Origin of the sequence: Rhodanobacter sp. C06, from assembly GCF_002001105.1 — a bacterium.
Lineage (GTDB): Bacteria > Pseudomonadota > Gammaproteobacteria > Xanthomonadales > Rhodanobacteraceae > Rhodanobacter_A.
The window spans coordinates 18,053-44,423 of record NZ_MUNP01000072.1 but is presented as its reverse complement, the minus strand read 5'-3'; the positions used below and the strand labels follow the sequence as shown (position 1 = coordinate 44,423).

Genomic DNA, 26,371 nt, shown 5'->3' with positions numbered 1-26,371 from the left:
ACTACCTGACCAGCCACGGTGTGACCGCGGACCGTCTGGAAGGTCCGATCGGCCACGGTGCGGACAACCCGATCGGCGACAACGCCACCGACGCGGGTCGTGCGCAGAACCGCCGCGTGGAGCTGCAAGTCCAGCAGTAATCGGACTTGTCGCAGTGTCACGAAAAGCCCGGCGCATGCCGGGCTTTTTCGTGAGCGGGATGACACCGGTCGATTCGATCGGATCAAGGGCATTCAATACAAAAAATATACGTCGGCAGGAGTAGGGAAATGGCGATCTCCAACCCTGAACGTTAGTGTACTGAGTAGTGCAAAAGCTGTTGATGCCCGTGCGTGAAGTTTAACGATTTTGCTACACTTGCTCCCGCTTGCAGAGTACGGACGCCAAGCACAAAGCGTTACAAGCCGTTGAAGACGTTAAAAGCAACGCCACAGCAGTGCTCGTTTGGCGTGTAACGGACGCGAAGACCAAATTGACGAGGAGAGACCTGATGAAGCACAAGGGCCTTTATTTCATGGTTGCCCTGGCCTTGGGCGGCGTGGGTGCCGTCCATGCGCAGGACAGCACGGCGACGACCACGGGCAGCAGCGACAGCTCCGCCGCACCGGCGTGGCCGAACGGCTTCGATGACCGGTGGTACATCGCGCCGACCATCGGCGGCTACTACAACGACACGGACCGCAACACGCACAGCCGCCAGTTCTACTATGGCCTTGGCGTGGGCAAATTCTTCACTCCGGATCTCTCGCTGGACGTGTTCTTCGACCGTACCAAGCGCAAGATCGACCACAACGCCGGCAACTGGGCCAGCAACAACGTCGGCGTCGCCGCGCGCTGGTACTTCACGAACTGGTCGTTCCGCCCCTACCTGCTGGGCGCCGTGATGGGCAGCCATCACAAGGATCCGGTGGACAGCGACTGGGCGCCGGCGGCCGAACTGGGCCTGGGCCTGTCCAAGTCGATCACCGACAGCTCCGACGTGCGCGTGGAAGGCGGCTACCGCTACGACTGGGACGACAAGAGCCAGCCGAACAAGAGCGGTTACGGCGACTGGTTCCTGGGCCTGAGCATCGTGTCGCGCTTCGGCGCGGTGCCTGCTGCTCCGGCTCCGGTGGCTGCGCCGCCGCCGCCCCCGCCGCCGCCGGCTGAGGCACCCGCGCCGCAGAAGGTGGTGATCGACCTGCGTGGCGTGAACTTCAAGTTCGACTACCCGAAGAAGGGCCAGGTGCACGCGTCGGAAATCGACAAGGCACTGGCCGTGCCGACGTCGGACTCGATCGCGATCCTGGATCAGGCGGTGGATACGCTGAAGCGCTATCCGGACGTGCACGTGACGGTGGCGGGTTACACCGACAGCAAGGGCAAGCCGGACTACAACCAGGCGCTGTCGGAGCGTCGTGCGCAGATCGTGTACGACTACCTGACCAGCCACGGTGTGACCGCGGACCGTCTGGAAGGTCCGATCGGCCACGGTGCGGACAACCCGATCGGCGACAACGCCACCGACGCGGGTCGTGCGCAGAACCGCCGCGTGGAGCTGCAGGTCCAGCAGTAATCGGACTTGTCGCAGTGTCACGAAAAGCCCGGCGCATGCCGGGCTTTTCTTTTGGGAGGACTGGGGCACGATGGCAGGCATGGATCGTAAGCAAGGGCAGGGCAGGCAAACCGCCTCGCGCCGCGCCGCAGCGCCACCAGCAGCACCACGGCACGGGCTTGCGCGCGTGCTCAGCAAGCTGGGGGTGTGCTCGCGCAGCCAAGCGGAGAAGGCCGTGCGCGAAGGCAGGGTGAGCGTGGATGGACGCGTGGTGCTCGACCCCGAGCGCCCGGCTGACATCACACGCCAGCGCATCCTGCTCGATGGCGAGCCGGTGGGCGCGGCGCGGCGCGTCTACATCGCCCTGAACAAGCCCCGCGGCATCGTGGTGAGCGCCGCCGACGAGCGCGGCCGCGACACCGTCTATGACCTGCTGAAGAATGCCGGCCTGCCCTGGCTGGGTCCGGTAGGTCGCCTGGACAAGGCCAGCGAGGGCCTGCTGTTGCTGAGCAACGACAGCGCCTGGGCCGCCCGCCTCACCGAGCCGCGTCATCACGTGGACAAGACCTACCACGTGCAGATCGACGCCGTGCCGGATGCGGCGCTGCTCGACCGGCTCGTCCATGGCATGGTCGACGAAGGCGAGCGGCTGGCCGCGAAGCGGGCCGTGCTGCTGCGTGCGGGCGAAAAGAACGCGTGGCTGGAGGTTGTGCTGGACGAGGGCAGAAACCGCCACATCCGGCGCCTGCTGGCCGCGCATGGCATCGGCGTGCTGCGCCTGATTCGCGTGGCGATCGGTGCCCTGCCGCTGGGCGAGCTGGCCAAGGGGCAGTGGCGGCACCTGCGGCCGGACGAAGCGGCCGCGCTCTCGCGTTGATCCCGGTGTCGCCGGTCAGGCGCCCAGCCGTTTCCGTACCACGTCCAGCGTGCGCTCGATCGCCGGATGCGCACGGGTGGGGGCCATCACCGCATAGATCGTGTTGAGGCAGGGCCGGCCCTCGCGCCCCACGGCCACGACCTCGCCGCGCGCCTCGGCCTCACGCGCGCAGGCGCGCGGCACGATGGACAGGCCGCGCCCTGACGCCACCCAGTCCAGGACTTCTTCCAACTCCTCGAAGTGCGCCACGCTGCGCAGGCCCGCGGGTTTCTCGCCCAGCACCTGGGTGAACCAGGTGGCGAACACGTAGTCGCTCTCGTCGTAGGTGACGTAATCGACCATGGCCAGCGTGGCGGCATCCAGGGCGGGCAATGGCTGGCGCGCGGGGGCGATCAGCGCGGCTTCCTCGGTGCCGACGGCGACGAGGCGCAACGATCCATGCGGCAGCATCAGGTGGACGAAACCCAGATCGCTTGCTCCTGCCTCCATCAGCCGCACCACTTCCCCGGCGGTGGGGAAACTCATGCGTATGGGTACATCGGCCAAGGGGCCCTCGCGGAACAGCGGCAGCAGCTCATAGCGCCCGAAGCCGCTCACCGAGGCGACGCGCAGCGGTTGCACGGGTTCGTCGTGCAAGGCCTCGTGCACCTTCGCCCAGTCGCGGCCCATGTCGCGGCAGAACGCCAGCAGGCGTTCGCCGGCTGCATTCGGTGCCAGCGGCCCCTGCCCGCGATGGAACAGCGGCATGCCGAGCGCTTCCTCCAGCTTGCGCAACTGGTAGCTCACCGCCTGCTCGGTGCGGTGCAGGGACGCGGCCGCCGCGCGCAGGCTGCCGCCTTCGCAGACGGCGCGGAACGCATGCAGGTAGCGCAATTCCACATTCATGCACGGAAACCACGGGGAGGGCGAAAAAAAACTTCGCCACGAGGCCAAAAAGAATCGCATGGCCGCGAGCGGAGCGGCAAGTCGAGAATCGCAGCCTCTCTCCCCTACCAGGAATCACCCATGATCCATCGCCGCTTCGCGTTCCTTCTCGCCCTCGGCCTGGCCTTGCCTGTCCATGCCGCTTCGGGCGACGCCGCGCACTTCTACGTCTATCGCATGCAGTCCGGCGCCGCCGAAAAGTTCGAGGCGGGCTACCGCAAGCACCTGGACTGGCATCGCGCCCATCGCGATCCGCTGTCGTGGTACGGCTGGACCATCGAGGACGGCGAACGCAGCGGCGATTTCGTCGACGCCAGCGTGGGCGAACCGTTCGCTGCCTTCGACCGCCGGGTGGACGTGGCCGGCGACGGCGCCGATTTCCGCGTCAACGTGGCGCCCTACGCCACGCCGATGGGACAGCCGACCTATGTCCTGCTGCGCGAGGTCAGCACCGGTACGCCGCTGGAGAACCTCAAGCCCAGCGCCACCATGCAGGTAACCCGCGTACGGGTGCGCCTGGGCATGGAGGCGCGCTTCGAGCGCGCGTTGGCGGTTGCGCGTGACGCCTTGCGGAAAGAGCATGGCGCGCCGGCGCATACCTGGTACCGGCTGGTCACAGGTGGCGAGTCGGCGCAATACATGCTGCTGGTGGCGCGCGATGGCTGGGCCGCTTACGACCGTCACGAGCGCAGCCTCGGCTCGCTGCTGGCAGGCGACGAGGCGGCCCAGCGCGACGTGGCGGAGGCGGTGCAATCGGCCACGACGGAAACGTGGCGCTATCGTCCCGAACTGAGCGCCCTGCATTGACAGGTTGGGGAGCGAAGACTTTCGCTCCCCCTTGCCGTGTTCAGCCGATCACCCCGAGCCTGCGCCCCACCGTGGTGAACGCCGCGATCGCGCGATCCAGGTGCTCGCGGGTATGCGCCGCACTCATCTGGGTGCGGATGCGTGCCTGGCCTTGCGGCACCACCGGGTAGAAGAAGCCGGTGACGTAGATGCCTTCCTCCAGCAGTGCCGTGGCCATCGCCTGCGCCTTGGGCGCGTCGTAGATCATCACCGGCACGATGGGATGCACGCCGGGCTTGATGTCGAAGCCGGCTTTCGTCATCGCTTCGCGGAAATAGCGCGTGTTCTCCTTGACCTTCGCGCGCAGGTCGCCGGCCGCTTCAAGCATGTCGAACACCTTGATCGCGGCGGCTACCACGTGCGGCGGCAGCGAGTTGGAGAACAGGTACGGCCGCGAGCGCTGGCGCAGCATCTCGACGATCTCCGCGCGGCCGCTGGTGAAACCGCCCAGCGCGCCGCCCAGCGCCTTGCCCAGCGTGCCGGTGAAGATGTCGATCTTGTCCAGCACGCCATGCACTTCGGCCGAGCCGCGACCGGTGTCGCCGAGGAAGCCGGTGCAATGGCATTCGTCGATGTGCACCAGCGCGTTGTACTTTGCCGCCAGCGCGGTGATCTGGTCGAGCTTCGCAATGAAGCCGTCCATCGAGAACGCGCCGTCGGTGGAGATCAGCTTGGTGCGCGCGCCGGCCGCGTCGGCGGCCTGCAGCTGCTGCTCCAGGTCGGCCATGTCGCTGTTGGCGTAGCGATAGCGCCTGGCCTTGCACAGGCGCACGCCGTCGATGATGGAGGCGTGGTTGAGCGCATCGGAGATGATCGCGTCCTGCTCGCCCAGCAGTGGCTCGAACAGCCCGCCGTTGGCGTCGAAGCAGGCGGCGTAGAGGATGGTGTCGTCGGTACCGAAGAAACGGGCGATCTTCGCTTCCAGCTGCTTGTGCAGGTCCTGCGTGCCGCAGATGAAGCGCACCGAGGCCATGCCGAAACCGTGGGTGTCCAGCGCGTCCTTCGCGGCCTGGATCACGTCCGGATGGTCGGCCAGGCCCAGGTAGTTGTTAGCGCAGAAGTTCAGCACCTTGCGGCCGCCTTCCAGCTCGATCTCGGCCGACTGCGGCGAGACGATCACGCGCTCGGCCTTGAACAGGCCCTGCTCGCGGATGGATGCAAGTTCGCTGGCGTAGCGCGCCTGGCCGGGGTAGCTCATGGTGGGGTTCCGCAGTGGAGGGAAAGGCCGATTGTGAGCCTTTCGCGCGCGGGGGAAAACCATTGACAGCCGCCGCATCGCGGCAGCGGCTGTCGCCTCGCGGCTCAATGCAATCCGAAATCGGCGCGGGTGGTCCTGCCCTGGTCGTCGATGCCCTTGGTATCGAGCTTGGGTGCCAGCACGAACACGCGGCTATCGTCGAGCTTGCCATGCAGCCACGTACGTACCGCGTCGGCGCGACGCTCGGCGAGATGACGCAGGGCGTCCGCGTCCACCGGCACGTTGGTTTCCAGCAGCTTGCGCATCACGTCCGGCGGCTGCGACTTGGCGAGGCCGACGAAATCGCGCGGCTTGGGAAACTTGGCGTGCTTGTACGCCTTCTTCAGGTACTTGTCGTACTGCTCGGGCGTGAGCTTGGCGAGGTCGACCCCATCGCCGGCCTCGCGCTGCACCTGTTCGTCCACCATCACCTTGCGCAGGCCGCTCTCGTCGAATTTCGGGTCGATGCGGCCGGTGATGTCCAGCTTCAGCGAGGCCTTCTGCTGCAGGATCTTCACGATCTGCGCAAGCTTGTCTTGCGCCTTCGCATCGAGCACGGCCGAGCCAGGGGCGAATGTCACGTAGCCCAGGTCCTGCTGCTTGCCGCCACCGCCCATCGCCGAGGCGATCAGCCGGAACGGCGAGGTCACGGCGCGGCCGATCAGGTTGACGAAGGCGTGCCAGATCAGGCTGCCCACGCTGAACTTAGGGTCGTCCAGCGAACCGGATACCGGCACGTTGACGTCGATGTTGCCGTCCGCATCCTTCAGCAGCGCCACCGCCAGTTTCACCGGCAAGTGGCTGATGCCGGGGCCCTTGATGGCGTCGCCGAAGCTGAGCTGGGTGATGAAGATGTGGTTGTTGGCGTCGAGCTTGCCGTTGTCGAGCTGGTAGTGCACGTCCATCGTCAGCCGGCCCTTGGTGATCGGGTAGCCGGTGTACTTGCCCGAGTACGGCGACAGGTGGGTGAGCTCCACGCCGTCGGCCTTGCCCTTCACGTCGAGGAAGGCCACCGGCGCCAGCGGGTTGATCGTGCCGGTGATGTCCACCGGCGCGTTGTCGTCGAGCTGGCCTTGCAGGGTGAGGTCGGCGGGCGGTCCGCCGGCCGTGCCGAACGCGCCCACCTTGCCGTCGAGCTGGGTGATGTCGGCGGTGTAGTTCGGCTTGATGAAGTCGTCGGTGTAATTGAGGTGGCCGCGGGCCAGGGTGATCTGGCCGATCTGGATGTCGGCGGCAGGTGCGGCGGTCGTGCTGGCCGGGGCCAGCGCTGCCAGCGGCTTCGGCGCAGGTGCGGCTGGCGTCTTCCGTGCCTGGGTCACCGAGACGGGCGCGGCAGCCGGATTGGCCACCACGTCCTGCAGGTTCGTCCGTCCGCTCGCGTTGATGATCACGCGCGCATAGAAGTTATCCAGCGCCAGCCCGGCCACCGACACATGCGGCACGTCCTCGCCCAGGCGCACGTTCATTCCGCTGGCGTTGAGCGAGCTCCAGTGCAGGAAGTCGTCGCCGGTGAGCTTGTCCTGCACGCGCACGTTGCCCAGGGTGACGCGGCCGCGCCAGTCCAGCAGCGCTTGTGGCCGGTGGTCGCGGTAGCGCACGCGGCCGTCGGCGCTGAGCAGGGCGCTGGTCAGCGTGACGTTGAGCGGCACCGTAGCCAGCGACTGCAGCGGGGCGATGTCGAGGCGGGTGGCGCGTACGCGCAGGTCGGCGTCGAGCGGCTGCGGGCGCAGCCGGCCCTCGACGCGCAGGCTGCCGCGGCCGATGCCGCCGTCCACCGCCAGCTTCAGCGGCTTGCGCATGTCGTCGGAGAGGCCGTCGATGCTGGCGTGCGCCAGCTTGAGTTCGGTGCGGCCACGCCTGCCGGCGATGCGCGGATCGGTGAGCGCCAGCGTGCCGTCGATGCCGACGCGGGCGATGCTCCAGTGCCAGCTGGGCGATGGCGATGATGGCTTGCGCGAGCCATGCGGCGGCTCGGACTTCATCAGGTCGCTCAGGTCGAGGCTGCCGTTCTGCAGGCGACGCGCCTCGACCCGCAGGCCGTGCAGGGTCACGTGGTCGAGCTGTGCCGTGCTGCTGGCGAGATCGAAGCGTGTGATGCCGGCTTCGAGCGATTGCCATGCAAGCGGCGTGCGTTTGTCCTGCTGCAGGGCGAGATCGTTGACTGTTGCGGTGGCTGCTTGCAGCGTGAGGTTGAAGGCCTTGCCCCAATCCGCCTGCAGCTGGCCGTCGGCGTCGAGCGTGCCCTTGGCGAGATCGGCGTTCAGCAGCGGCGGCGCCAGTGGCAGCAACGGAACCAGGCCCACGCCCTTGAGGCCCAGCTTGCCGTCGTAACGGCTGTTCGCCACGTCGAGCTTGCCGTTCATGGCGAGGCTGCCGCCGTTGAGCGTGGCGGCGATATCCAGTGCGGCCGGCGGCGCGGCCACCGTGGACAGGCCTCGCAGCGTGCCGTGGATGTTTCCCAGCGTCAGCGTGGCAGGCTTGCGGCCGCTGGCGTCGGTGTATTCGAAGTGTCCGTCCTGCAGGCCTAGCGTGGCGATGCGCACCTCGGTGGCGGGTGCTGCCGGCGTGGCAGCAGCAGGTTGGGCGGAAGTGCCGCCGGTCAGCGCGTCGAAATCGCTGTGGCCGCCGGGCTTGCGGGTGTAATGCAGGTCGAGCTTGTCCAACTGCGTCGCACCCAGGCGGTAGCGCGACAGCAGCGGCTCCACGTCGTCCAGCGTTGCGCCGGCATGGCCGAGTTCGAGGATGGGTGCGCCGTCGGGTGTCGCCAGCGCGAAGTCGTCCAGTTGCAGCTGGCCACCGAGCCGAACCTGCGGGCCGGATTTCGCTTGAACGAAGTGCAGTTCGAGCTGGCCAGACAGCTGGCCGCGCGGTATCGCCACGGGCAGCTTCGCCGGCACGTAGCCGAGGTAGCGCGGCAGGTCGAGGTGGTCCAGCGTGAAGCTCATCACCGACTCGCGGCTGTCCGCGAATGGCTTGGTCTGGCCGGCGATGCGCAGCGGGCTGCCGTCCACGTCCATGGCCAGCAGCGGCTGCACGAACACGTCGGTGTCGCGCGGCAGGTTGGCGATGAACGGGATGCCGAGTTCGAGATGGTCGATCCGGTGGGTGGACTTCGTCACCGCGTCGTCGAACACGATGTCGCCGTCGTGCACGCTGATGTTGGACAGCGCGAAGCGCGCCGGCTTGCTGTCCGGCTTCGGCGGGCCGCCTGCAAATTTGTCGATGAGGTCGGAGAAGTTGAACTGCTGCGGCGCGGTGCGTGCGATATGCAGCTGCGGGTGCTGCAGCGAGAGTTCGTCCAGTACCGGCGCCATGCGGAACAGCGAGGTCCACGAGGCATTGACCACCAGCGCGTCCACGTCGACGAACGGCGAATGGCCGTCGCGTTCGGCGATATGCAGCTTGTCCAGTTGCAGGCGCAGGGTGAACGGATTCAGGTGCACGGCGCCCACGCTGACCGGGCGGCCGAGCAGGGTGGTCAGCCGCGTCTGCAACTGGCTCCGGATGATGGGGGGCGCGGCGAAGAAGCCGAGCAGGCCGAACACGACCAGCACGATGGCGACGATCAGCGCGATCTTGCGCGAGCGATGCGAGCGATACAGCCGTTCCGCGTGGCTGCGTGCCATCGCCAGACGGGAGGCGGCCGAAGGGCGAGGATCGTTCATGCTGGCGGTATCCCGTTGGCGTCATGGACCGGCGATGGTCGCCGGGTACTTCCCCTGGCCGGCAGCCATGCCGGCCGGGAAAGTTTACGCAGATACCGCGTCGAGGTGTCGCGACGACGGCGAGGGCATGACGCCGTCGCGACGACCACTCAGTTCCAGGAGCAGACCACCTTGCCGCACTTGCCCGCGTCCATCAGGTCGAAGCCCTTCTGGAAATCGTCGATGTGGATCTGGTGGGTCAGCACCTTCTGCAGCGGGAAGCCGGTGAGCACCATCTGGGTCATCTTGTACCAGGTCTCGTACATGCGCCGGCCGTAGATGCCCTGCAGGGTGAGGCCCTTGAAGATCACCCGGTCCCAGTCGATGCCCGCGCCCTTGGGCAGGATGCCGAGCAGGGCGACCTTGCCACCGTGGTACATGCAGTCGAGCATGTCGTTGAAGGCGCGCGGGTTGCCGCTCATCTCCAGGCCCACGTCGAAGCCTTCCATGTGCAGGTCCTTCATCACGTCCTTCAGCGACTGGTTCGCCACGTTCACCACGCGGGTGGCGCCCATGTCGGCGGCCAGCTTGAGCCGATAGTCGTTGACGTCGGTGACCACCACGTTGCGCGCGCCCACGTGCTTGGCGATGCCCGCGGCGATCACGCCGATCGGGCCGGCGCCGGTGATCAGCACGTCCTCGCCGATCAGGTCGAACTCCAGCGCGCAATGCGCGGCGTTGCCGTAGGGGTCGAAGAACGCGGCCAGCTCGGACGGGATCTGGTCCGGGATCGGCCACAGGTTCGACGCCGGCATGGTCATGTACTCGGCGAACGCACCGTTGCGGTTCACGCCGATGCCGATGGTGTTCGGGCACAGGTGCTGGCGGCCGGCGCGGCAGTTGCGGCAGTGGCCGCACACGATGTGGCCTTCGGCGGAGACGCGGTCGCCGACCTTGTAGCCGGTGACGCCGGGGCCGATCTCCACGATGCGGCCGACGAACTCGTGGCCGATGGTGAGGCCCGGCTTGATCGTGCGCTGGGACCATTCGTCCCACTTGTAGATGTGCAGGTCGGTGCCGCAGATCGCGGTCTTCTCCAGCTTGATCAGCACCTCGTTCGGGCCGACCTCGGGCACCGGCACCTCTTCCATCCAGATGCCCTGTTCGGGCTTGCGCTTGACCAGGGCTTTCATCGTCTGCGGCATGGGGAATCCAATGGCTGGCCCGGACGGGCGGGGAAAACGCCGATTATAGATCCTTGCCGCAACCGCCAGTCGCCACGTGTTGCGGCGCGTTCAATCGACGCGCGTTGAGCGTCTGCTGGGGCTCGCCGTCGAAGCACACGGCCAGCTGCACGCCGTTCTCGAGCCGAGCCCGCCAGGTCTTTGCGTCCGGCTGCACAACCAGGGCGGAATCGCATCCAGCATCGGGGCGGTTTCGGCAGATCGTTGACGCCCGATGTATCCGAGCAGCGACGCGGGGATGGGCATGCCTGCTTGAACGGTCGTGGCGTCGATGCGATGAGGTGCTGCCCACCCAGGCGCTGTCCCGGATACGGCCCCGCCAGGCGGCCCCCGACACGGGTGTCCGCGAGATTGCCTTGCGGGCGGTTTCATGACTAAGGTCGCAGGCTCCAACGAAACCTTGCCGGGGAAAGCCATGCGCTTGCAGTCGATGGGTCTGGTACGGGGCGTGCCGCGTGGGCAACGCATGCGCGGGCGCTGCTTCGGCGCCCAGCTGCGCCGCCGGACGGCGCTGCTGTTGGCCCTGGCGCTGGCGGGGTTGACGCCCGCCGCGGCGACGCAGGTCCGCGATCCCGGCGCCGCGCCGCCGCTGCAGTTCCGCGTCACCGAGGGACGCATCGAGAACGCGTTCTACCAGCAGGGCGACATCGCCGCCCACCTGCTGTTGAGCTCGGGCGATCGTCCCCGCGTGCTGGTGGCGTTCCCGGCCGGCAACAGCGGCGTGGGCGTGTGGTTCGAGCCGACCACCACCCCGGTACGCTGGACGCTGGACAAGGTGCGGGGGCTGCAGCGCACCGTCGACGGCCATGCCATGAACGGCATCGTGGCCGAGGCCAGCGTGAGTGCCGCCGAGCCGCTGGTGCTGAAGGATGCGGTATTGAGCAGCATCCGCGTGCTGCGCGACTACCAGCTCGAGCAGGTCTATCCGGAGCAGGTGGCCACTGCGCCGCAGCTGGCCGATCGCTCGCTGCGCTGGCAGCGCCGGCGGCTGGACGGCGCACCGGGCTACGAGTTGTCGCTGAGCACCGACAACGGCCGCTTCCAGCGCGACAACGGCCGCATCGTGTTGCGCCCGGACCATGCCGGCGAGGCGCTGCACCTGCGCATCGAGGCCACCACGGGCGAGCCGCCGCTCACCCCGCTCGTCCACCTGTTCAATGACAAGGTGCAGAACGACACGCGCAGTCAGCAAGTGCTGCGCTTCCTCAGCTATCAGCAGAAGTTCCTCGCCGGTTCCTGGCGCTTCGACACCTACTTCGGCCGCGACACGCTGATGTCGCTGCGCCTGCTGATGCCGGTGCTGCAACCCGCCGCCGTGGACGCCGGCATCGCCTCGGTGCTCACACGGCTTGCACCCGACGGCGAGGTGGCGCACGAGGAGGGCATCGGCGAGTTCGCGGTGCTGGATCATCTGGAGAAGGAGGGCAAGCGCTCCGATCGCCCGGTCTACGACTACCAGATGATCGACGGCAACTACATGCTGGCGCCGGTCGCCGCGGCGTGGCTGCTGGACGATGCGCGCGGTCGCGCCGGCGCACAGGCTTTTCTCGCCGAGGGCGGTCCGGGGCAGCGGCAAGGCGATGCGCTGGTGCGCAACCTGTTGTACGTCGCTGCCAGCAGCGCGGCCTTCGCGCGCCAACCGGTATACGCCAACCTGATCGGACTCAAGCCGGGCAGCCAGGTAGGGCAGTGGCGCGACAGCAACGCCGGCATCGGCGGCGGGCGCTACCCCTACGACGTCAACGTGGTCTGGGTGCCGGCGGCTTTGCGCGCCATCGGCCGCTTCCTCGATGCCGGCTTGCTGGACGACTACACCACGCCGGCCCAGCGGGCGCGCCTGCGCACCGGCGCCGCCCATGCCGACGCGTGGGAACGCCACGCCGCGGCGATGTTCGCCGTGCGCCTGGACCATGCGCAGGCAGCGGCGCAGGTGCGCGCCTATGCGGCGCAGGTCGGCGTACCCGCCGCCGCCGCGCTGGCCTCCTTGCCGGATGGAGGGCTGCGGTTCCCCGCCATCTCGCTGGACGCGCAGGGGCGCCCGGTGCCGATCCTGCATTCCGACGAAGGCTTCGACCTGTTGTTCGGCCAGCCGGACGTTGCGACGCTGGATCGCTATGTCGAGGACATGTTGCGGCCGTTTCCCGCCGGCCTGATGACCGGCGTGGGCATGGTCGTGGCCAATCCTGCCTATGCGGCCCGCGACGCGTGGCCCCTGTTCGGCAGCAACGCCTATCACGGCACCGTGGTGTGGTCCTGGCAGCAGGCCTTGCTGGCGGCGGGGTTGCGTCGCCAGTCGGCCCGCGCCGACCTGCCGGAAGCCACGCGTGCGCGGCTGGCCAAGGCGCAGGCCAGGTTGTGGCAGGGCATCTGCGCCACCCGGTCGATGCGCGACTCGGAGTTGTGGTCGTGGACATACTCCGGTGACCGTTACCACGTCGAGCCGTTCGGTGCGGCCGGCGCGCACGAGGACGAGGCCAACGCCGCGCAGTTGTGGAGCACGGTGTACCTGGCGATTCCTCCGCCGGCTGCGGACATCGCGCCGGCCTGTCACTGACGATTGCCACAAGGCGGCAACGCGGCGCCGCCGTTCGCCGCCGGCCTGTCGCGTGGCGGCGGCTTGCCGGCGCGGCCGCTACGCCCTATGGTCGCAAGTTGTTACGAACATCCGCGGGTAAGACGAATGCGCTTGAATACGATGGGGCTGGCGATCGCCATGCTGATGGCGCCGGCCGCCCAGGCCGACGAAGGCATGTGGATGCCGTCCCAGTTGCCGGACATCGCCGAGCAGCTGCGCAAGGCCGGCTTCCGGGGCAAGCCCGCCGAGCTGGCCGACCTCACCAAGGCGCCGCTGAACGCGGTGGTCAAGGTGGGCGGCGCCACCGGCGCCTTCGTCAGCGACCAGGGCCTGGTGCTCACCAACCACCACGTGGCCTTCGGGGTGATCCAGTACAACTCCAATGCGCAGCGCAACCTGATCCGCGACGGCTTCGTGGCCGGCAACCGCAGCGAGGAGTTGCCCGCCAATCCCGACTTCCGCCTGCTGGTGACCACGGGTTTCGACAAGGTCACCGACAAGGTGCTGGCAGGCGCGCGCGGCAAGACCGGCCGCGCCTACTACGACGCGGTGGACGCGGCGAGCAAGGCGCTGGTGGCGGAATGCGAGCGCCAGGGCGGCGTGCGCTGCAGCGTGGCCACGATGTTTTACGGGCGCGACTTCTACCTGGTGAAGCAGCTGGAGCTGCGCGACCTGCGCCTGGTCTACGCGCCGCCGCGCGCGATCGGCAACTACGGCGACGAGGTGGACAACTTCGTGTGGCCGCGCCACGCCGGCGACTTCACCGTGTTGCGCGCCTACGTCGGTCCTGACGGCAAGCCGGCGGACTACGCGAAGGAGAACCGCCCCTACGTGCCGTCGGCGCACCTGCGGCTCGCCCGCGACGGCGTCAACGAGGGTGACTACGTGATGCTGGCCGGCTATCCCGGTATCACCTACCGCCACCGCACTGCCGCCGAGTTCGCCGACCAGGTCGAGTGGCGCCTGCCCGCGGCGGTGGCGACGATGAAGGCGCTGCAGGACGTGATCGAGGACGCCGGCAAGACGGATGCACAGGCGAAGATCCGCTACGCCTCGCAACTGCAGTCGCTGAAGAACAATATCAAGCGCTTCAGCGGCGAGCTGGAGGGGCTCCAGCGCAGCAACGCGATCGCGGTGCGCCGGCAGGACGAGGCCGCGATGCTGGCGTGGCTGGGCAAGCAGCCCGACGCGCGCACGCTGCGCCCGCAGATCGACGCCGCCAAGGCCGAGATCGCCGCCGGCAACGCGGGTCGCGAGCGCGACCTGCTGCTCGGCCTCGTGCAGTCGCAGAGCCAGCTGCTGCGTTCGGCGCTGCGCCTGCAGCGGCTGGCGCACGAGCGCGGCAAGCCCGACGCTGATCGCGAGAGCGGCTATCAGCAGCGCGACGAGGAACTGATCGCCGGCCAGCTGCGCCAGGTGCAGCGCCGCTACGACCTGGTGGTGGAAAAGCGCCTGCTGACCACGCTGCTGGTTCGCTACCAGCAACTGCCCGACGTGCAGCGCCTGCCCGAATTCGATGCCGCGTTCGGCCGCACGCCGGCCGAGCTGGCGGCCACGCTCGATCGCGTCTACGCCGCCACCCAGCTGGGCGACGAGGCGCAACGCCTGCAAGCGCTCAAAGCCGCGCCGGCCGCGCTCGCCGCCAGCGACGATGCGCTGCTGCAACTGGCCGCGCAGCTGCAACCGGCGCTGCTGCGCCTCGACGACGAGCGCAAGGCGCGCGAGGGCGAGCTGCTGCGCCTGCGCCCGGCCTACATGCAGGCGCTGATCGCCTACCGCGAGCAGCAGGGCCGCGCGGTCTATCCGGACGCGAACTCCACCCTGCGCGTGAGCTATGGCCAGGTCACGCCGCTCAAGGCGCGCGACGCGGTGAGCTACGCGCCGCTGACCAGCACCGCCGGCATCGTCGAGAAGAACACCGGCGAGGAGCCGTTCGATGCTCCCAAGCCGTTGCTCGACGCCATCGCCAAGGCCGACTACGCGGGCTACCTCGACCCGAAGTCCGCCACCATGCCGGTGGACTTCCTCAGCAACCTCGACACCACCGGCGGCAACTCCGGCTCGCCGGTGCTGAACGCGCAGGGCGAACTGGTCGGGCTCAACTTCGACAGCAACTGGGAAGCGGTCAGCGCCAGCTGGATGTTCGACCCGCGCTACAAGCGCGCGATCCACGTCGACCTGCGCTACATGCGCTGGCTGATCGACAAGGTCTATCCCGCGCATTGGCTGCTCGCCGAACTGGGCACGCCCGCGCACTGAACACGCAACCATGACTTGCGGCATATGCCGCGCCGGCCCGGCTCGGGCATAACTCGAAAGTTCTTGCGTCACAGCCGCAGCCGCGGCGGTTTTTTACCTGGAGGTTTCCGTGCGTCGTCTCATGCTCACCGCGGCCGTGTCCCTCGGCCTGATCTCGTCCGCCCACGCCGTCGAAGGCATGTGGCAGCCCGCCCAGTTGCCGGGCATCGCCGCCACGCTGAAGCAGCACGGCCTCAAGCTAGCCCCGAACACGCTGGCCGACCTTACCGCTTACCCGCTGGGCGCCATCGTGAGCCTGGGCGGCTGCACCGCCTCCTTCGTCTCGCCCGAGGGCCTGACGGTGAGCAACCACCATTGCGTCTACGGCGCGCTGCAGCTGAACTCCACGCCGGAGAACAACCTGATCGACAAGGGCTTCCTCGCCAAGACCCGTGCCGAGGAACTGTCCGCCGGCCCGTCCGCGCGCATCTTCGTCACCGAGGAAATCCGCGACGTGACGAAGGACATCACCGCGAAACTCAACGACAAGATGAGCGGCGCCGAGCGCTACAAGGCGATCGAGCAGGCGATCAAGCAGCAGGTGAAGGACTGCGAGAGCGAAGGCTACCGCTGCGACGTTTACACCTTCCACGGCGGCTACAGCTACCAGCTCATCAAGCAGTTGGAGATCAAGGACGTGCGCCTGGTCTACGCGCCGCCGCAGTCCATCGGCAAGTTCGGCGGCGACGTGGACAACTGGATGTGGCCGCGCCACACCGGTGACTTCGGCTACCTGCGCGCCTACGTGTCGAAGGACGGCAAGTCCGCCGCCTACTCGAAGGACAACGTGCCATATCGCCCGAAGCACGTGCTCAAGGTCAACGCGAAGGGTGTGGAGGCGGGCGACTACGTGATGGTCACCGGCTACCCGGGCCGCACGAACCGCTACCGACTCGCCGATGAAGTGCAGAGCGCGATCGACTACACCTATCCCACCCAGATCGGCATCTACCAGGACACGCTGGACGTCATCAACACCGCCGGCAAGGCCGATCCCGGCGTGGCGGTGAAATACGCCAGCATGGTGGCCGGCCTCAACAACTACCTGAAGAATTTCGGCGGCCAGCTCGAAGGCCTGCGCCGCGCCGACGCGGTGGCGGTGAAGCAGGCGCAGGAAGCGCAGCTGGAAGCGTGGCTGAAGCAGCAGGGCGGCGCGGAGAACACTGCGCTGGCCGCCGACATCGGCAAGTTGCGCGCGGCGATCGCCGTCGAGCGCGCCGACCGCGACCGCAACCTCGCGCTGGGCCTGGTCGAACGCTCTTCCTTGTTCAGCACCGCCATTCGCCTGGTGCATCTGGCGAAGGAGCGGCCCAAGGCCGATCTGGAGCGCGACGCCGGTTACCAGCAGCGCGACTGGGTGCGCATCGAGGGTGGCCTGAAGCAGCTGGACCGCCGCTACGACCCGGGCGTGGATCAGCAACTGATGGTCTACGGCCTCGTGCGCTACGTGGCCCTGCCGCAGGCGCAGCGCCTGCCCGCGCTGGATGCGTGGCTGGGTGGCGCCAGGACTCCCGCCGAGCTCAAGGCCAAGGTCGCCGCGCTGTACGCGGGCAGCCAGCTCGGCAAGGTCGATGCGCGCATGAAATGGTTCGCGGCCGACAGCAAGGCGATCGACGCCAGCGGCGACAGCATGCTCAAGCTGGCCCGCGCGGTGCAGCCGGAGCTGAAGAAGCTGGAGGAGGTGCAGGACGCCCGCGCCGGCGAGATGAGCAAGCTGCGCCCGCGCTACATGCAGGCGATGATCGCGTGGAAGGAGTCGCAGGGAATGCCGGTGTATCCGGACGCGAACAGCTCGTTGCGCGTCACCTTCGGCAACGTGCAAGGCGTGGCGCCGCGCGATGGCGTGAGCTACGCGCCGTTCACCACCGCGCAAGGCATCGTCGAGAAGGACACTGGCGTCGAGCCGTTCGACGCGCCGAAGGCCGAGCTCGCCGCGATCAAGGCGAAGGCGTTCGACGGTTACGCCTCGCCCAAGCTGGGCACGCTGCCGGTGAACTTCCTCGCCGACCTCGACATCACCGGCGGCAACTCCGGCTCGCCGGCGCTGGACGCGAACGGCCAGCTGGTCGGCCTCGCCTTCGACGGCAACTGGGAGTCGGTAAGCGGCGACTGGCTGTTCAACCCGCAGCTCAACCGCTCGATCCAGGTCGACGTGCGCTACATGCTGTGGGTGATGCACCAGCTCGACCACGCCGACGACCTGCTCAAGGAAATGGGCGTGCCGGCGACGTAAGCCGCACGGCGCACGACGCGAAGGGCCGCCTCCGGGCGGCCCTTCGTTTTTCGGCGCGCGGTTCTATCCACAGCAGATGTGGATACGTGCTGGACAAGCGTGTGGACAAGTCCGTTTCGCTCCGTCGCGACAAGCACTTGGCACGGATTGCCGAAGTTTTGCGCAGCTGCGCTGGGTTACCCTTGCGCATCCGGTTTCCCTGCCATCACGCATGAGCCTCGATACCCGCCCGCTCGCGATCTTCCTGATGGGCCCCACGGCCTCGGGCAAGACCGCGCTTGCCTGCGAGCTGGCGGATCGGTTTCCGGTGGAGCTGGTCAGCGTGGATTCGGCGCTGGTCTATCGCGGCCTGGACATCGGCGCGGCGAAGCCCGACGCGGCCACGTTGAAACGCTGGCCACATGCGCTGATCGACATCCGCGACCCGGCGCAACCGTATTCCGCCGCGGAGTTCCGCGACGATGCGCTGGCGGCGATGCAGGCGAGCACGGCGCGGGGCAGGGTGCCGCTGCTGGTGGGCGGCACCGGCCTGTATTTCCGGGCCTTGCAGCGTGGCTTGTCGGATCTGCCCGAGGCCGATCCGGCGCTGCGCGCGCGCCTCGGCGAGGAGGCCGCACGCATCGGCTGGCCGGCCATGCACGCGCGGCTGGCGCAGCTCGATCCCGCCGCCGCGGTACGCATCGGTCCGAACGACGCCCAGCGCCTGCAGCGCGCGCTGGAGGTGATCGCCCTCAGCGGGCGTCCATTGTCCGAACTGCAGCGCGGCGGTCACGGCGCGGTGTTTCCGTGGCGCGTGCTCAAGCTGGCCCTGCTGCCGGGCGATCGAAAGCCACTGCACGCACGCATCGCCGAGCGCTTCGACACGATGCTGGCGGCGGGCTTCCTCGACGAGTTGCGCGCGCTGCACGCGCGCGGCGACCTGCATGCCGACCTGCCGGCGATCCGCGCGGTGGGCTACCGGCAGGGCTGGGAGCATCTGGACGGCTGTTTCGACCGGGCGGAGTTCCGCGAGCGTGCGATCTTCGCCACCCGCCAGCTGGCCAAACGGCAGATCACCTGGCTGCGCTCGGAACTGGATGCGCGCAGCTTCGATCCCGAAGCCGCGCCGCCGCTGGCGCAGGCAGGCGAGGCCGTGCGGCTGTTCCTCGGCACGCCGGCGTGAGTGGGCTGTGGCGAGGCCTTGTTTTCGTGCGCCGATTCCCCAAAAAACCGCTTCCTTCAAGCCCTTGAACCCGGTTAACATCGCTGCAGTTGGGCCGGGGCGCCACAGGCGTTTTTTCCCCGGCCGGTTCGCCGCTCAGGGGAGAACAAGAAATGTCCAAGGGACAATCGCTGCAGGATCCTTTTCTGAATGCCTTGCGCCGCGAGCGCGTGCCGGTGGCCATCTACCTGGTCAACGGCATCAAGCTGCAGGGCACGGTCGAATCCTTCGACCAGTTCGTGGTGCTGCTGCGCAACCAGGTCAGCCAGATGGTCTACAAGCACGCCATCTCCACCGTGGTGCCCAGCCGCAACGTGCGCCTCGGCAATGGCCACGAGGGTCACGACGGACATGAGGGGCATGCCGATGCCGCCCCGGCCGCCGACGCGCCGGATGCTTGATTGATCGCCGGTCGGCCCACATGAAGACGGAATGCCTTCGGTTCCGTCCACGCACAGAGGCCGTCGTCCCACGTGTTTGACCGTCAGAAGAAAGGCGAGCGCGCCATCCTCGTGCTCCCGCATGCCCGTGGTGGTGGCGACGCCGAACGCCGCGCGGCCGAGTTCGCCGAACTGGTGAAGTCCGCCGGCGCCGAGATCCTGGGCAGTGTCACCGCCCGCGTCGAGGCACCCAATCCGCGTTTCTACGTCGGCAGCGGCAAGGCCGACGAAGTGGCCGAGATGGTGCGCGCGCTGGACGCCGACCTGGTGCTGGTCGACCACCTGCTCAGTCCGGTGCAGGAGCGCAACCTCGAAAAGCACCTCAGCGCACGCGTGGTCGACCGCGCCGGCCTGATCCTGGACATCTTCGCCCAGCGCGCCCGCTCGCACGAAGGCAAGCTGGAAGTGGAGCTGGCCCAGCTCAAGCATCTCGCCACGCGGCTGGTGCGCGGCTGGACCCATCTGGACGCCCAACGCGGCGGTGCGATCGGCAACCGCGGCCCCGGCGAGACCCAGCTGGAAACCGACCGCCGCCTGCTTGCCGAGCGGGTGAAACAGCTCACCAAACGCCTCGAAAAAGTGCAGACCCAGCGCGGCCAGCAGCGTCGCGCGCGCCTGCGCAACACGGTGCCGCGGGTGGCCCTGGTCGGCTACACCAACGCCGGCAAGTCCACCCTGTTCAACACGCTCACCGCCGGCGCCGTGTACGCCGCCGACCAGCTGTTCGCCACGCTCGACCCCACCGTGCGCCGGCTCGACGACCTCGCCTGCGGCCCGGCGGTGATCGCCGACACCGTGGGCTTCATCCGCGAGCTGCCGCACGACCTGGTCGCCGCGTTCCGCGGCACCCTGGCCGAGGCGCGCGACGCCGACGTGCTGCTGCACGTCAGCGACGCCGCCGACGAGGAGCGCGAACCGCTGCGCCGCGTGGTCGACCAGGTGCTGGAGGAGATCGGCGCAGGCGACGTGCCGCAGCTGCGGGTGTTCAACAAGATTGATTTGATGGAAGGTGATGTCGGGATGCAGCCGCGCATCGACCGCGATGCCGAGGGCCGGCCGCAGGCGGTGTGGTTGTCGGCTGCGACGGGTGCAGGTATCGACTTGTTGCGCCAGGCGCTGGGCGAGTTGCTGGGAGGCGAGCGGGTGCAGTCCGAGCTGCGCCTGCCGCTGACAGCGGGACGCTTGCACGCGCGGCTCAAGGCGGTGGGTGCGATCGCTGCCGAGCAGGTGGACGAGCACGGTTGGCGCCTGCGCATCGACGCGCCGCGCAGCGTGATCGCGCCGCTCAACGGCGGCAGCGCGGCGGAAACCGAGTTGCTGCGTGCGCTGCTGGTCGCTCCAGTCCCGGATTCCGCCCCGCTCTGCTAGAATCCCAATCGTTTGCGCGGCCGAAAAATCTTCGGCGCCACCTCGATAGGCAGCCCGGTCACGCCTCATGCGATTTCTGTTCAACCTGATGTGTTCCGGCGCGGTTTGCCGGCCTCCCCAGCGGCCCGAAGGAGACTGACATTGGCCTGGAATGAACCCGGTGGCGGGCAGAAAAACCCCTGGAACCGGCAGCGCCCGAACGGCAGCAAGTTCTCGGCGGACCAGCTGCTGAAGAACCTCGGCGACCACTTCGGCCGGCTGGGCCGCGGCCCCGGCGGCATCCTCACCGCGATCCTCGTGCTGGTCGTGGTGGGCCTGCTGATGAGCAGCTACACCATCATCGACGCACGCCAGGTCGGCGTGGTGCTGCGCTTCGGCGAGTACTCGCGCACGCTGCCGCCGGGCTTCCACCTCAAGCTGCCGCGCCCGCTCGAGGCGGTGGACAAGGTCGAGGCCACGCGCATCCGCTCGATCAACGACCGCGTCTCGATGCTGACCCGCGACGAGAACATCATCACCATCGATTTCACCGTGCAGTACCAGGTGGACGATGCGCGCAAGTACCTGTTCTCGGTGAGCGACCCGGACGGCAGCGTGAGCGCGGCGGCCGAGGCCGCGGTGCGCTCGGTGGTCGGCGGTAGCGACATGGACCAGATCCTTTCCGCCGCCGGCGCGAACCTGGTGACCGAGGCGCAGCAGGCGCTGCAGAAGACGCTGGATAGCTACCACAGCGGCCTGCGCGTCACCGAGGTGAGCTTCCAGAACGTGGCGCCGCCGGCCGAGGTGAAGGACGCCTTCGACGACGTCAACAACGCACGCGAGGACAAGCAGAGCATCGAGAACAACGCACTGGCCTACGCCAACAAGGTGGTGCCGGTGGCACGCGGCGACGCTGCGCGCATCGCCGCCGAGGCCCTGGGCTACAAGGCCGAGCGCGTCGCGCGTGCGCAAGGCGATGCCGCGCGCTTCGAGCTGCTGCTGAAGGAATACAAGGCCGCGCCCGCGGTGACCCGCAAGCGGCTGTGGCTGGAGACGATGGAGCAGGTGATGGCCGACAACCCGAAGGTGATCGACGGTTCCGGCGGCCGCAACATCATCAACCTGCCGGCCGGTGAAAAGGCGCGCGATGCTGGGGACACCGGCGGCAAGGCCGCCGCGGCGACCTCGGCCTCGGCCGGCTCCGGCAGCGATGCGGCCGCGGCAAAGGGAGGCCAGCCATGAAGAAGATCGTCGCGATCGTCGTCGTCATCGTGCTGGCCCTGCTCGGCCTCAACAGCATGTTCGTGGTGAACGAGGGGCAGAGCGCGCTGCTGCTGCAGTTCGGTCGCATCGTGCGTGCCGACTATGCGCCGGGCCTGCACTTCAAGCTGCCGGTGGTCCAGCAGGTGCTGCATTTCGACAAGCGCATCCTGTCGCTGGACGCGCAGCCGGAGCGCTACTTCACCTCCGAGAAGAAGAGCGTCAACGTCGACTTCTACGTGAAGTGGCGGATCGCCGACAACGCGGCCTACTACCGTGCCACCGGCGGCGACCAGCTGCAGGCGGAGCAGCGGCTCACCCCGATCATCAAGGATGCGCTGCGCTTCGAGTTCAACGCGCGCACGCTGCAGGACCTGATCTCGGGCGGCCGCAAGGACATCACCGAACGGGTGCGCCAGCAGACCGACGCCTCGGCGCGGAAGAACCTCGGCATCGCCGTGGTCGACGTGCGCATCAAGCGCATCGACCTGCCGGACGAGGTCAGCGAATCGGTGTACAAGCGCATGCGCGCCGAGCGCCTGCAGCTGGCCAACGAACTGCGTTACACCGGCCAGGAAGCGGCGGAGAAGATCAAGGCCGACGCCGACCGCCAGGGCCAGGTGCTGCGCGCCGACGCCGAGCGCGACGCCGCCAAGGTGCGCGGCGACGGCGACGCCCAGGCCGCGGCGATCTACGCCCAGGCCTACAGCCAGGATCCGGAATTCTTCGCGTTCTACCGCAGCCTCGCCGCCTACAAGAAGTCGTTCGACGATGGCAACGGCGTGCTGATCCTGAAGCCCGACTCGGAATTCCTGCGCTACTTCGGCAACCCGGAGCCGGCCAAGCATTGAGCGCCGCGTCGCCGGGATGGCGACATGGCGCGTGCATCACTGGAAGAGTTCACGGCGGCTACGCGCCGACACGGTTACCTTTTCGCGCCCCCAAGGGGCGCCGCAACTTGAGCGAGAGCATCATGGGCAAGTCAGTAGTCATCCTCGGCGCGCAGTGGGGCGACGAAGGCAAGGGCAAGATCGTCGACCTGCTGACCGAGCGGGTCAGCGCGGTGGCGCGCTTCCAGGGCGGCCACAACGCGGGCCACACCCTGGTCATCAAGGGCAAGAAGACCGTGCTGCACCTGATCCCCTCGGGCATCCTGCGCGACGACGCGCAGTGCCTGATCGGCAACGGCGTGGTGCTGTCGCCCGAGGCGCTGATCAAGGAAGTCGCCGAGCTGGAGGCGAACGGCGTGGACGTGCGTTCGCGCGTCAAGATCAGCCCGGCGACGCCGCTGATCATGCCGTACCACATCGCCGTGGACAAAGCGCGCGAAGTGGCCGCCGGCAAGAGCGCGATCGGCACCACCGGCCGCGGCATCGGCCCCGCCTACGAGGACAAGGTGGCGCGCCGCTCGATCCGCGTGGCCGACCTGATGTACCCGCACGAGCTGCCCGCGCTGCTGAAGACCGCGGTGGACTACCACAACTTCATCCTCACCCAGTGGCTGAAGGCCGAGCCGGTGGACTACGACACCGTGCTGAAGGACGCGCTGGCCTGGGGCGAATACATCAAGCCGCTGGTGGACGACGTCGCCACCATCCTGCACGACGTGCGCGCGCAGGGCGGCAACATCCTGTACGAGGGCGCGCAGGGCGCGCTGCTCGACATTGACCACGGCACCTATCCCTACGTCACCTCGTCCAACACCACGGTGGGCGGCGCGCTGGCCGGCACCGGCGTGGGCGCGCACGACATCGACTACGTGCTCGGCATCTGCAAGGCCTACGCCACGCGCGTGGGCGGCGGTCCGTTCCCGACCGAGCTGCACGACGAGATGGGCGAGCGCCTGCGCAAGGTCGGCAACGAGTTCGGCGCCAGCACCGGCCGCCCGCGCCGCTGCGGCTGGATCGACCTCGTCGCGCTCAAGCGTGCCGTGCAGATCAACGGCATCAACGGCCTGGCGATCACCAAGCTCGACGTGCTCGACGGCCTGGAGACGATCAAGGTCTGCATCGCCTACGAATACCGCGGCAAGCGCCGCGAGCTGGCGCCGCTGGACGCGGACGGCTGGGACGAGTGCAAGCCGGTGTACCTGGAGTTCCCGGGCTGGCAGGAATCCACCGCCGGCATCCGCGACTGGAACAAGCTGCCTGCCGCCGCCCGCGCCTACCTGCGCGCGGTGGAGGAACTGTCCGGCTGCAAGCTCGCGATCGTCGCCACCGGTGCCGACCGCGATGACACCATCGTGCTGGACGATCCGTTCGCCTGATCGGTCGCGGTCCGACTCGTGCAAGGAAAAGGGCCCCGCATGCGGGGCCCTTTTCGCTTTGCCGGCGAATGACGCCGGGCTTTGGCTCAATGCCCTTGCGCATCCGCGTTCGCGCTGCCGCCGACCTGGGCCGAGGCCGAGACGCCGTTGTTGCTGGCCGAACCGTTCGCGCCGGCGTGGCCGCTGGCACCGGCCGAGCCGTTCGCAGCGGAGCCCGAGTTGCTCGTAGTCGAGCTCAAGCCGTTCGCAGCAGTGCCCGAGGCGATGTTTGACGCGCCGCCGGCGCTGCCCGAGCCCGAGGCATCAGCGGACGAACTGCCGTTGGCGGCGTTGCTGATCGAGCCCAACTGGCTGCCCGCACCGCTCGTGGCGGAAGAAGCCGCATCCTTCACCTTGCCGGCAGCCTGCGAGCCCAGCGAGCGGGCGGTGGACGTGCCGGCGGCGGCGAGCTGCCGGGTCTTGCCGATGCCGGACTGGACGGCGTTCCCGGCGACCGTGCGGGCGTTGCCGGCCGCGCTCCGTGTGCGATCCAGCGCGTCAGCGGTTCCCTGTTTGGCCGTCGAGACGGCCGAACGCGCACGGCCGGCTGCGGCGTTCGCGGCGTCGCCCACGGCGGCGCCATCGAGGCTGCCGGTGGCGGAGGTTCCCAGCCCGGCGTTGCCGCCCAGCGCTGCCTGGCCGGCGTTGACGGCGCTGGCGCCGGCCGCATTGGCGGCGCCGCTGGCCGCTGCCTGGCCGCTCGACTGGCCGGCGGCCTGGGTCGCGGCGTGCGTCGCCGTGGTGGCGGTCGACGCGGCGCGCTGGCGCAGGCGTTCGGCGCGGCGTTGAGCGGCACGCGGGTTGATGTCGGGCATGCCGATGTCGCCCTTGCCGATATTGCCCATGCCCCGCGCGGAACCGCCGATCTGGCCGTTCACCGGGCCCATCGCCTGGCCCATCGTCGCGTGGAGTTGGCCGGCCATTCCACCCACGAGGCCTCCGCCCAGGTGCTGGGCATATGCACTGGTCACCGAGGCCAAGGCGAGCGCGCCGGTGCACAGGGCGATGCCGAGGGTCTTGTTGCTCAGAGTCTTGTTGCGCATGTCGGTGCCTCCCGCCGGCGGCGAATCCGCGGCTTCCGGGATCCACTACGCGCGGAGTCGCAACATCCTTCCCTGCCGTCCGGTCGCGGTTGCTCGGTGTTCAGCTTCCGGGCGACAGCACGCCATGACCGCAGCGGGCATCGCGGCCCGCGAAGCCGGACGGATGGGCTTCGCCGATCAGGCCCTGCAGCACCTGCGCCGCCGCGCCGGGACGGGGAGCATCCAGCAGCCGGTCGGCGTGGCGCGCCACGATCGGTGCTGCGAACGAGGTGCCACGCAAGCCGTCGCGACCGCTGCCGACCACGCCCGGCGCGCAGAAGGCCACCTGCTTGCCGCTGGGAGACTCGGGCAGTACGCGGCCGCGCGCATCGACGGCACCGACGCCGATCACGCCCGGGTAGGTCGCCGGGAACAGCGGTGGCGCCGCGGGGCCGTCGTTGCCCGCGGCAGCGACCAGCACGTGGCCACGCGCGAGCATCACCTGCACCGCGCGCGCGAGCACCGGGTTGTCGGGTCCGACCAGGCTGATGTTGATCACCGCCACGCGTTCGCGATCCATCCAGGCGAGCGCATCCACCAGCTGGGAGGTGGCGCCGCCAACCTGGTCGGCGCACCACAGGTCGGCGGCATACAAGGTTTCCGCATCGCCGGCGACGAGGCGCGCGGCGACGGCGGTGCCGTGCCGCGATGCCGTCGGCGTGCTGCAACCGTGGTCCTCGATGCGCGCGTGCGCCAGCGCGGGGTCGGACGGATCGACGCCGCCGTCGACCATGCCCACGCTGCGCATGGGCTGGGCGGATGCCGGCGGCGGCGAACCGGCAGCGGGCACCGCACCGGCATCGCCCGCCGGCAGGTAGAGATGCTGGTAGGTGAGCGTGGCGTCCGGTGCGGCCTGTTGCAGGATGCGCATGGCCTTGCGCGTGCTGCGTCCGCGGCTGTCGTGCAGGACCATGAAATCCAGTCCAAGCGTCGCGTCCGCCGCCGCCTCGCGATCCGCGGTGAAGCCCTGCGCCTGCACGGCGGCGAGTTGCGCATCCGACAAGCCCATGACGAGAAACTCGCCGCGCAGGATCGGCGCGCCGCTGGGGTCGACGGTGACGCGCCGGGGCTCCCTGCGCAGCAGCGCATCCACCTGCACCTTGAGGCCGAGGGCCAGCGGTCGCCGCAGCAACTGGTCGACAGCTTGCTGGTTCACGCCGGGCAGAGCGCCGGGCAGGGGCGTGGCCGGCAGCGGCAGGCTCGGCAGGCTGCGCTGCACCGGACCCAGCACCTGCGCTTGCGCGGGAGGGTTGCCAACCAGTGCCAGCAGCACGGCCAGCAGTGGAACGGACAGCATGGGGTTACGGAGCAGGGGCATCGCCGG

Annotated in this window: 18 protein-coding genes and 1 pseudogene; 13 read left to right on the top strand and 6 right to left on the bottom strand. The window is 68.6% G+C overall.

The features are described from left to right. The 3 genes and pseudogenes from B0E52_RS18740 to B0E52_RS16080 form a co-directional block, all read left to right on the top strand. Window positions 1-140, top strand: a pseudogene (locus B0E52_RS18740) (OmpA family protein); the annotation flags it as partial. Window positions 141-490: 350 nt separating this feature from the next. Further along, window positions 491-1,555 (top strand): OmpA family protein, encoded by a 1,065-nt coding sequence (locus tag B0E52_RS16085; RefSeq protein ID WP_077485482.1) that lies wholly within the window; start codon window positions 491-493, stop codon window positions 1,553-1,555. Window positions 1,556-1,634: 79 nt separating this feature from the next. Beyond that, entirely contained in the window at window positions 1,635-2,411 is a 777-nt protein-coding gene (locus B0E52_RS16080) for a pseudouridine synthase (protein WP_174575582.1), read from the top strand. Window positions 2,412-2,426: 15 nt separating this feature from the next. On the opposite strand, the gene B0E52_RS16075 is transcribed toward B0E52_RS16080, so the two are convergent. Beyond that, entirely contained in the window at window positions 2,427-3,296 is an 870-nt protein-coding gene (locus B0E52_RS16075; RefSeq protein WP_168174209.1) for a LysR family transcriptional regulator, read from the bottom strand. Between the two features lie 120 nt (window positions 3,297-3,416). Between B0E52_RS16075 and B0E52_RS16070 the strand changes: the two genes are divergently transcribed. Continuing rightward, window positions 3,417-4,142 (top strand): hypothetical protein, encoded by a 726-nt coding sequence (locus B0E52_RS16070; protein WP_077485477.1) that lies wholly within the window; start codon window positions 3,417-3,419, stop codon window positions 4,140-4,142. A gap of 40 nt (window positions 4,143-4,182) precedes the next feature. Here the strand turns inward: B0E52_RS16070 and kbl are convergent, their stop codons facing one another. The 3 genes from kbl to tdh all read right to left on the bottom strand — a co-directional run bounded on the left by kbl (window position 4,183) and on the right by tdh (window position 10,267). After that, window positions 4,183-5,379, bottom strand: coding sequence for a glycine C-acetyltransferase (kbl, locus tag B0E52_RS16065; RefSeq protein WP_077485475.1), 1,197 nt, complete (start codon window positions 5,377-5,379; stop codon window positions 4,183-4,185). Window positions 5,380-5,483: 104 nt separating this feature from the next. Continuing rightward, window positions 5,484-9,083 (bottom strand): DUF748 domain-containing protein, encoded by a 3,600-nt coding sequence (locus B0E52_RS16060; protein ID WP_077485473.1) that lies wholly within the window; start codon window positions 9,081-9,083, stop codon window positions 5,484-5,486. Between the two features lie 149 nt (window positions 9,084-9,232). Further along, window positions 9,233-10,267 carry an L-threonine 3-dehydrogenase gene (gene tdh, locus B0E52_RS16055; protein WP_174575581.1) on the bottom strand — a complete coding sequence of 345 codons (1,035 nt, stop codon included), beginning with the start codon at window positions 10,265-10,267 and terminating at the stop codon, window positions 9,233-9,235. Between the two features lie 409 nt (window positions 10,268-10,676). Between tdh and B0E52_RS16050 the strand changes: the two genes are divergently transcribed. The 9 genes from B0E52_RS16050 (at window position 10,677) to B0E52_RS16010 (ending at window position 23,926) form a co-directional block, all read left to right on the top strand. Further along, window positions 10,677-12,860 carry a hypothetical protein gene (locus tag B0E52_RS16050; protein WP_254426839.1) on the top strand — a complete coding sequence of 728 codons (2,184 nt, stop codon included), beginning with the start codon at window positions 10,677-10,679 and terminating at the stop codon, window positions 12,858-12,860. 141 nt (window positions 12,861-13,001) lie between these two features. Further along, window positions 13,002-15,140, top strand: a complete 2,139-nt coding sequence (locus B0E52_RS16045) for a S46 family peptidase (protein WP_254426840.1) — start codon at window positions 13,002-13,004, stop codon at window positions 15,138-15,140. Window positions 15,141-15,261: 121 nt separating this feature from the next. After that, window positions 15,262-17,412 (top strand): S46 family peptidase, encoded by a 2,151-nt coding sequence (locus B0E52_RS16040; RefSeq protein ID WP_077485467.1) that lies wholly within the window; start codon window positions 15,262-15,264, stop codon window positions 17,410-17,412. Between the two features lie 211 nt (window positions 17,413-17,623). Beyond that, window positions 17,624-18,574, top strand: coding sequence for a tRNA (adenosine(37)-N6)-dimethylallyltransferase MiaA (gene miaA / locus B0E52_RS16035; protein WP_077485465.1), 951 nt, complete (start codon window positions 17,624-17,626; stop codon window positions 18,572-18,574). Window positions 18,575-18,726: 152 nt separating this feature from the next. Further along, window positions 18,727-19,014 carry an RNA chaperone Hfq gene (hfq, locus tag B0E52_RS16030; protein ID WP_077485463.1) on the top strand — a complete coding sequence of 96 codons (288 nt, stop codon included), beginning with the start codon at window positions 18,727-18,729 and terminating at the stop codon, window positions 19,012-19,014. A gap of 72 nt (window positions 19,015-19,086) precedes the next feature. Continuing rightward, window positions 19,087-20,421 (top strand): ribosome rescue GTPase HflX, encoded by a 1,335-nt coding sequence (gene hflX / locus B0E52_RS16025; protein ID WP_077485461.1) that lies wholly within the window; start codon window positions 19,087-19,089, stop codon window positions 20,419-20,421. A gap of 141 nt (window positions 20,422-20,562) precedes the next feature. Continuing rightward, window positions 20,563-21,642 carry an FtsH protease activity modulator HflK gene (hflK, locus tag B0E52_RS16020; protein ID WP_077485460.1) on the top strand — a complete coding sequence of 360 codons (1,080 nt, stop codon included), beginning with the start codon at window positions 20,563-20,565 and terminating at the stop codon, window positions 21,640-21,642. After that, window positions 21,639-22,511 carry a protease modulator HflC gene (gene hflC, locus B0E52_RS16015; protein ID WP_077485458.1) on the top strand — a complete coding sequence of 291 codons (873 nt, stop codon included), beginning with the start codon at window positions 21,639-21,641 and terminating at the stop codon, window positions 22,509-22,511. The genes hflK and hflC overlap by 4 nt, the downstream gene beginning before the upstream one ends. A 122-nt stretch (window positions 22,512-22,633) precedes the next feature. Then, a complete protein-coding gene (locus B0E52_RS16010; RefSeq protein WP_077485456.1) occupies window positions 22,634-23,926 on the top strand; it encodes an adenylosuccinate synthase in 1,293 nt (430 codons plus the stop codon). A gap of 86 nt (window positions 23,927-24,012) precedes the next feature. On the opposite strand, the gene B0E52_RS16005 is transcribed toward B0E52_RS16010, so the two are convergent. Both B0E52_RS16005 and B0E52_RS16000 read right to left on the bottom strand, forming a co-directional pair. Continuing rightward, window positions 24,013-25,008, bottom strand: coding sequence for a hypothetical protein (locus tag B0E52_RS16005; RefSeq protein WP_077485455.1), 996 nt, complete (start codon window positions 25,006-25,008; stop codon window positions 24,013-24,015). A gap of 100 nt (window positions 25,009-25,108) precedes the next feature. After that, window positions 25,109-26,365 (bottom strand): S8 family serine peptidase, encoded by a 1,257-nt coding sequence (locus B0E52_RS16000; RefSeq protein WP_077485453.1) that lies wholly within the window; start codon window positions 26,363-26,365, stop codon window positions 25,109-25,111. Between the last annotated feature and the right edge of the window lie 6 nt (window positions 26,366-26,371).

Excerpts from the sequence above, each read along its gene's own strand:
- tdh (WP_174575581.1), bottom strand. The coding sequence starts at position 10,267 with ATGCCGCAGACGATGAAAGCCCTGGTCAAGCGCAAGCCCGAACAGGGC.
- B0E52_RS16075 (WP_168174209.1), bottom strand. The coding sequence starts at position 3,296 with ATGAATGTGGAATTGCGCTACCTGCATGCGTTCCGCGCCGTCTGCGAA.
- B0E52_RS16080 (WP_174575582.1), top strand. The coding sequence starts at position 1,635 with ATGGATCGTAAGCAAGGGCAGGGCAGGCAAACCGCCTCGCGCCGCGCC.
- B0E52_RS16060 (WP_077485473.1), bottom strand. The coding sequence starts at position 9,083 with ATGAACGATCCTCGCCCTTCGGCCGCCTCCCGTCTGGCGATGGCACGC.
- B0E52_RS16000 (WP_077485453.1), bottom strand. The coding sequence starts at position 26,365 with ATGCCCCTGCTCCGTAACCCCATGCTGTCCGTTCCACTGCTGGCCGTG.
- B0E52_RS16010 (WP_077485456.1), top strand. The coding sequence starts at position 22,634 with ATGGGCAAGTCAGTAGTCATCCTCGGCGCGCAGTGGGGCGACGAAGGC.
- B0E52_RS16050 (WP_254426839.1), top strand. The coding sequence starts at position 10,677 with ATGACTAAGGTCGCAGGCTCCAACGAAACCTTGCCGGGGAAAGCCATG.
- kbl (WP_077485475.1), bottom strand. The coding sequence starts at position 5,379 with ATGAGCTACCCCGGCCAGGCGCGCTACGCCAGCGAACTTGCATCCATC.
- B0E52_RS16040 (WP_077485467.1), top strand. The coding sequence starts at position 15,262 with ATGCTCACCGCGGCCGTGTCCCTCGGCCTGATCTCGTCCGCCCACGCC.
- B0E52_RS16045 (WP_254426840.1), top strand. The coding sequence starts at position 13,002 with ATGGGGCTGGCGATCGCCATGCTGATGGCGCCGGCCGCCCAGGCCGAC.
- hfq (WP_077485463.1), top strand. The coding sequence starts at position 18,727 with ATGTCCAAGGGACAATCGCTGCAGGATCCTTTTCTGAATGCCTTGCGC.
- hflC (WP_077485458.1), top strand. The coding sequence starts at position 21,639 with ATGAAGAAGATCGTCGCGATCGTCGTCGTCATCGTGCTGGCCCTGCTC.
- miaA (WP_077485465.1), top strand. The coding sequence starts at position 17,624 with ATGAGCCTCGATACCCGCCCGCTCGCGATCTTCCTGATGGGCCCCACG.
- B0E52_RS16085 (WP_077485482.1), top strand. The coding sequence starts at position 491 with ATGAAGCACAAGGGCCTTTATTTCATGGTTGCCCTGGCCTTGGGCGGC.
- B0E52_RS16005 (WP_077485455.1), bottom strand. The coding sequence starts at position 25,008 with ATGCGCAACAAGACTCTGAGCAACAAGACCCTCGGCATCGCCCTGTGC.
- B0E52_RS16070 (WP_077485477.1), top strand. The coding sequence starts at position 3,417 with ATGATCCATCGCCGCTTCGCGTTCCTTCTCGCCCTCGGCCTGGCCTTG.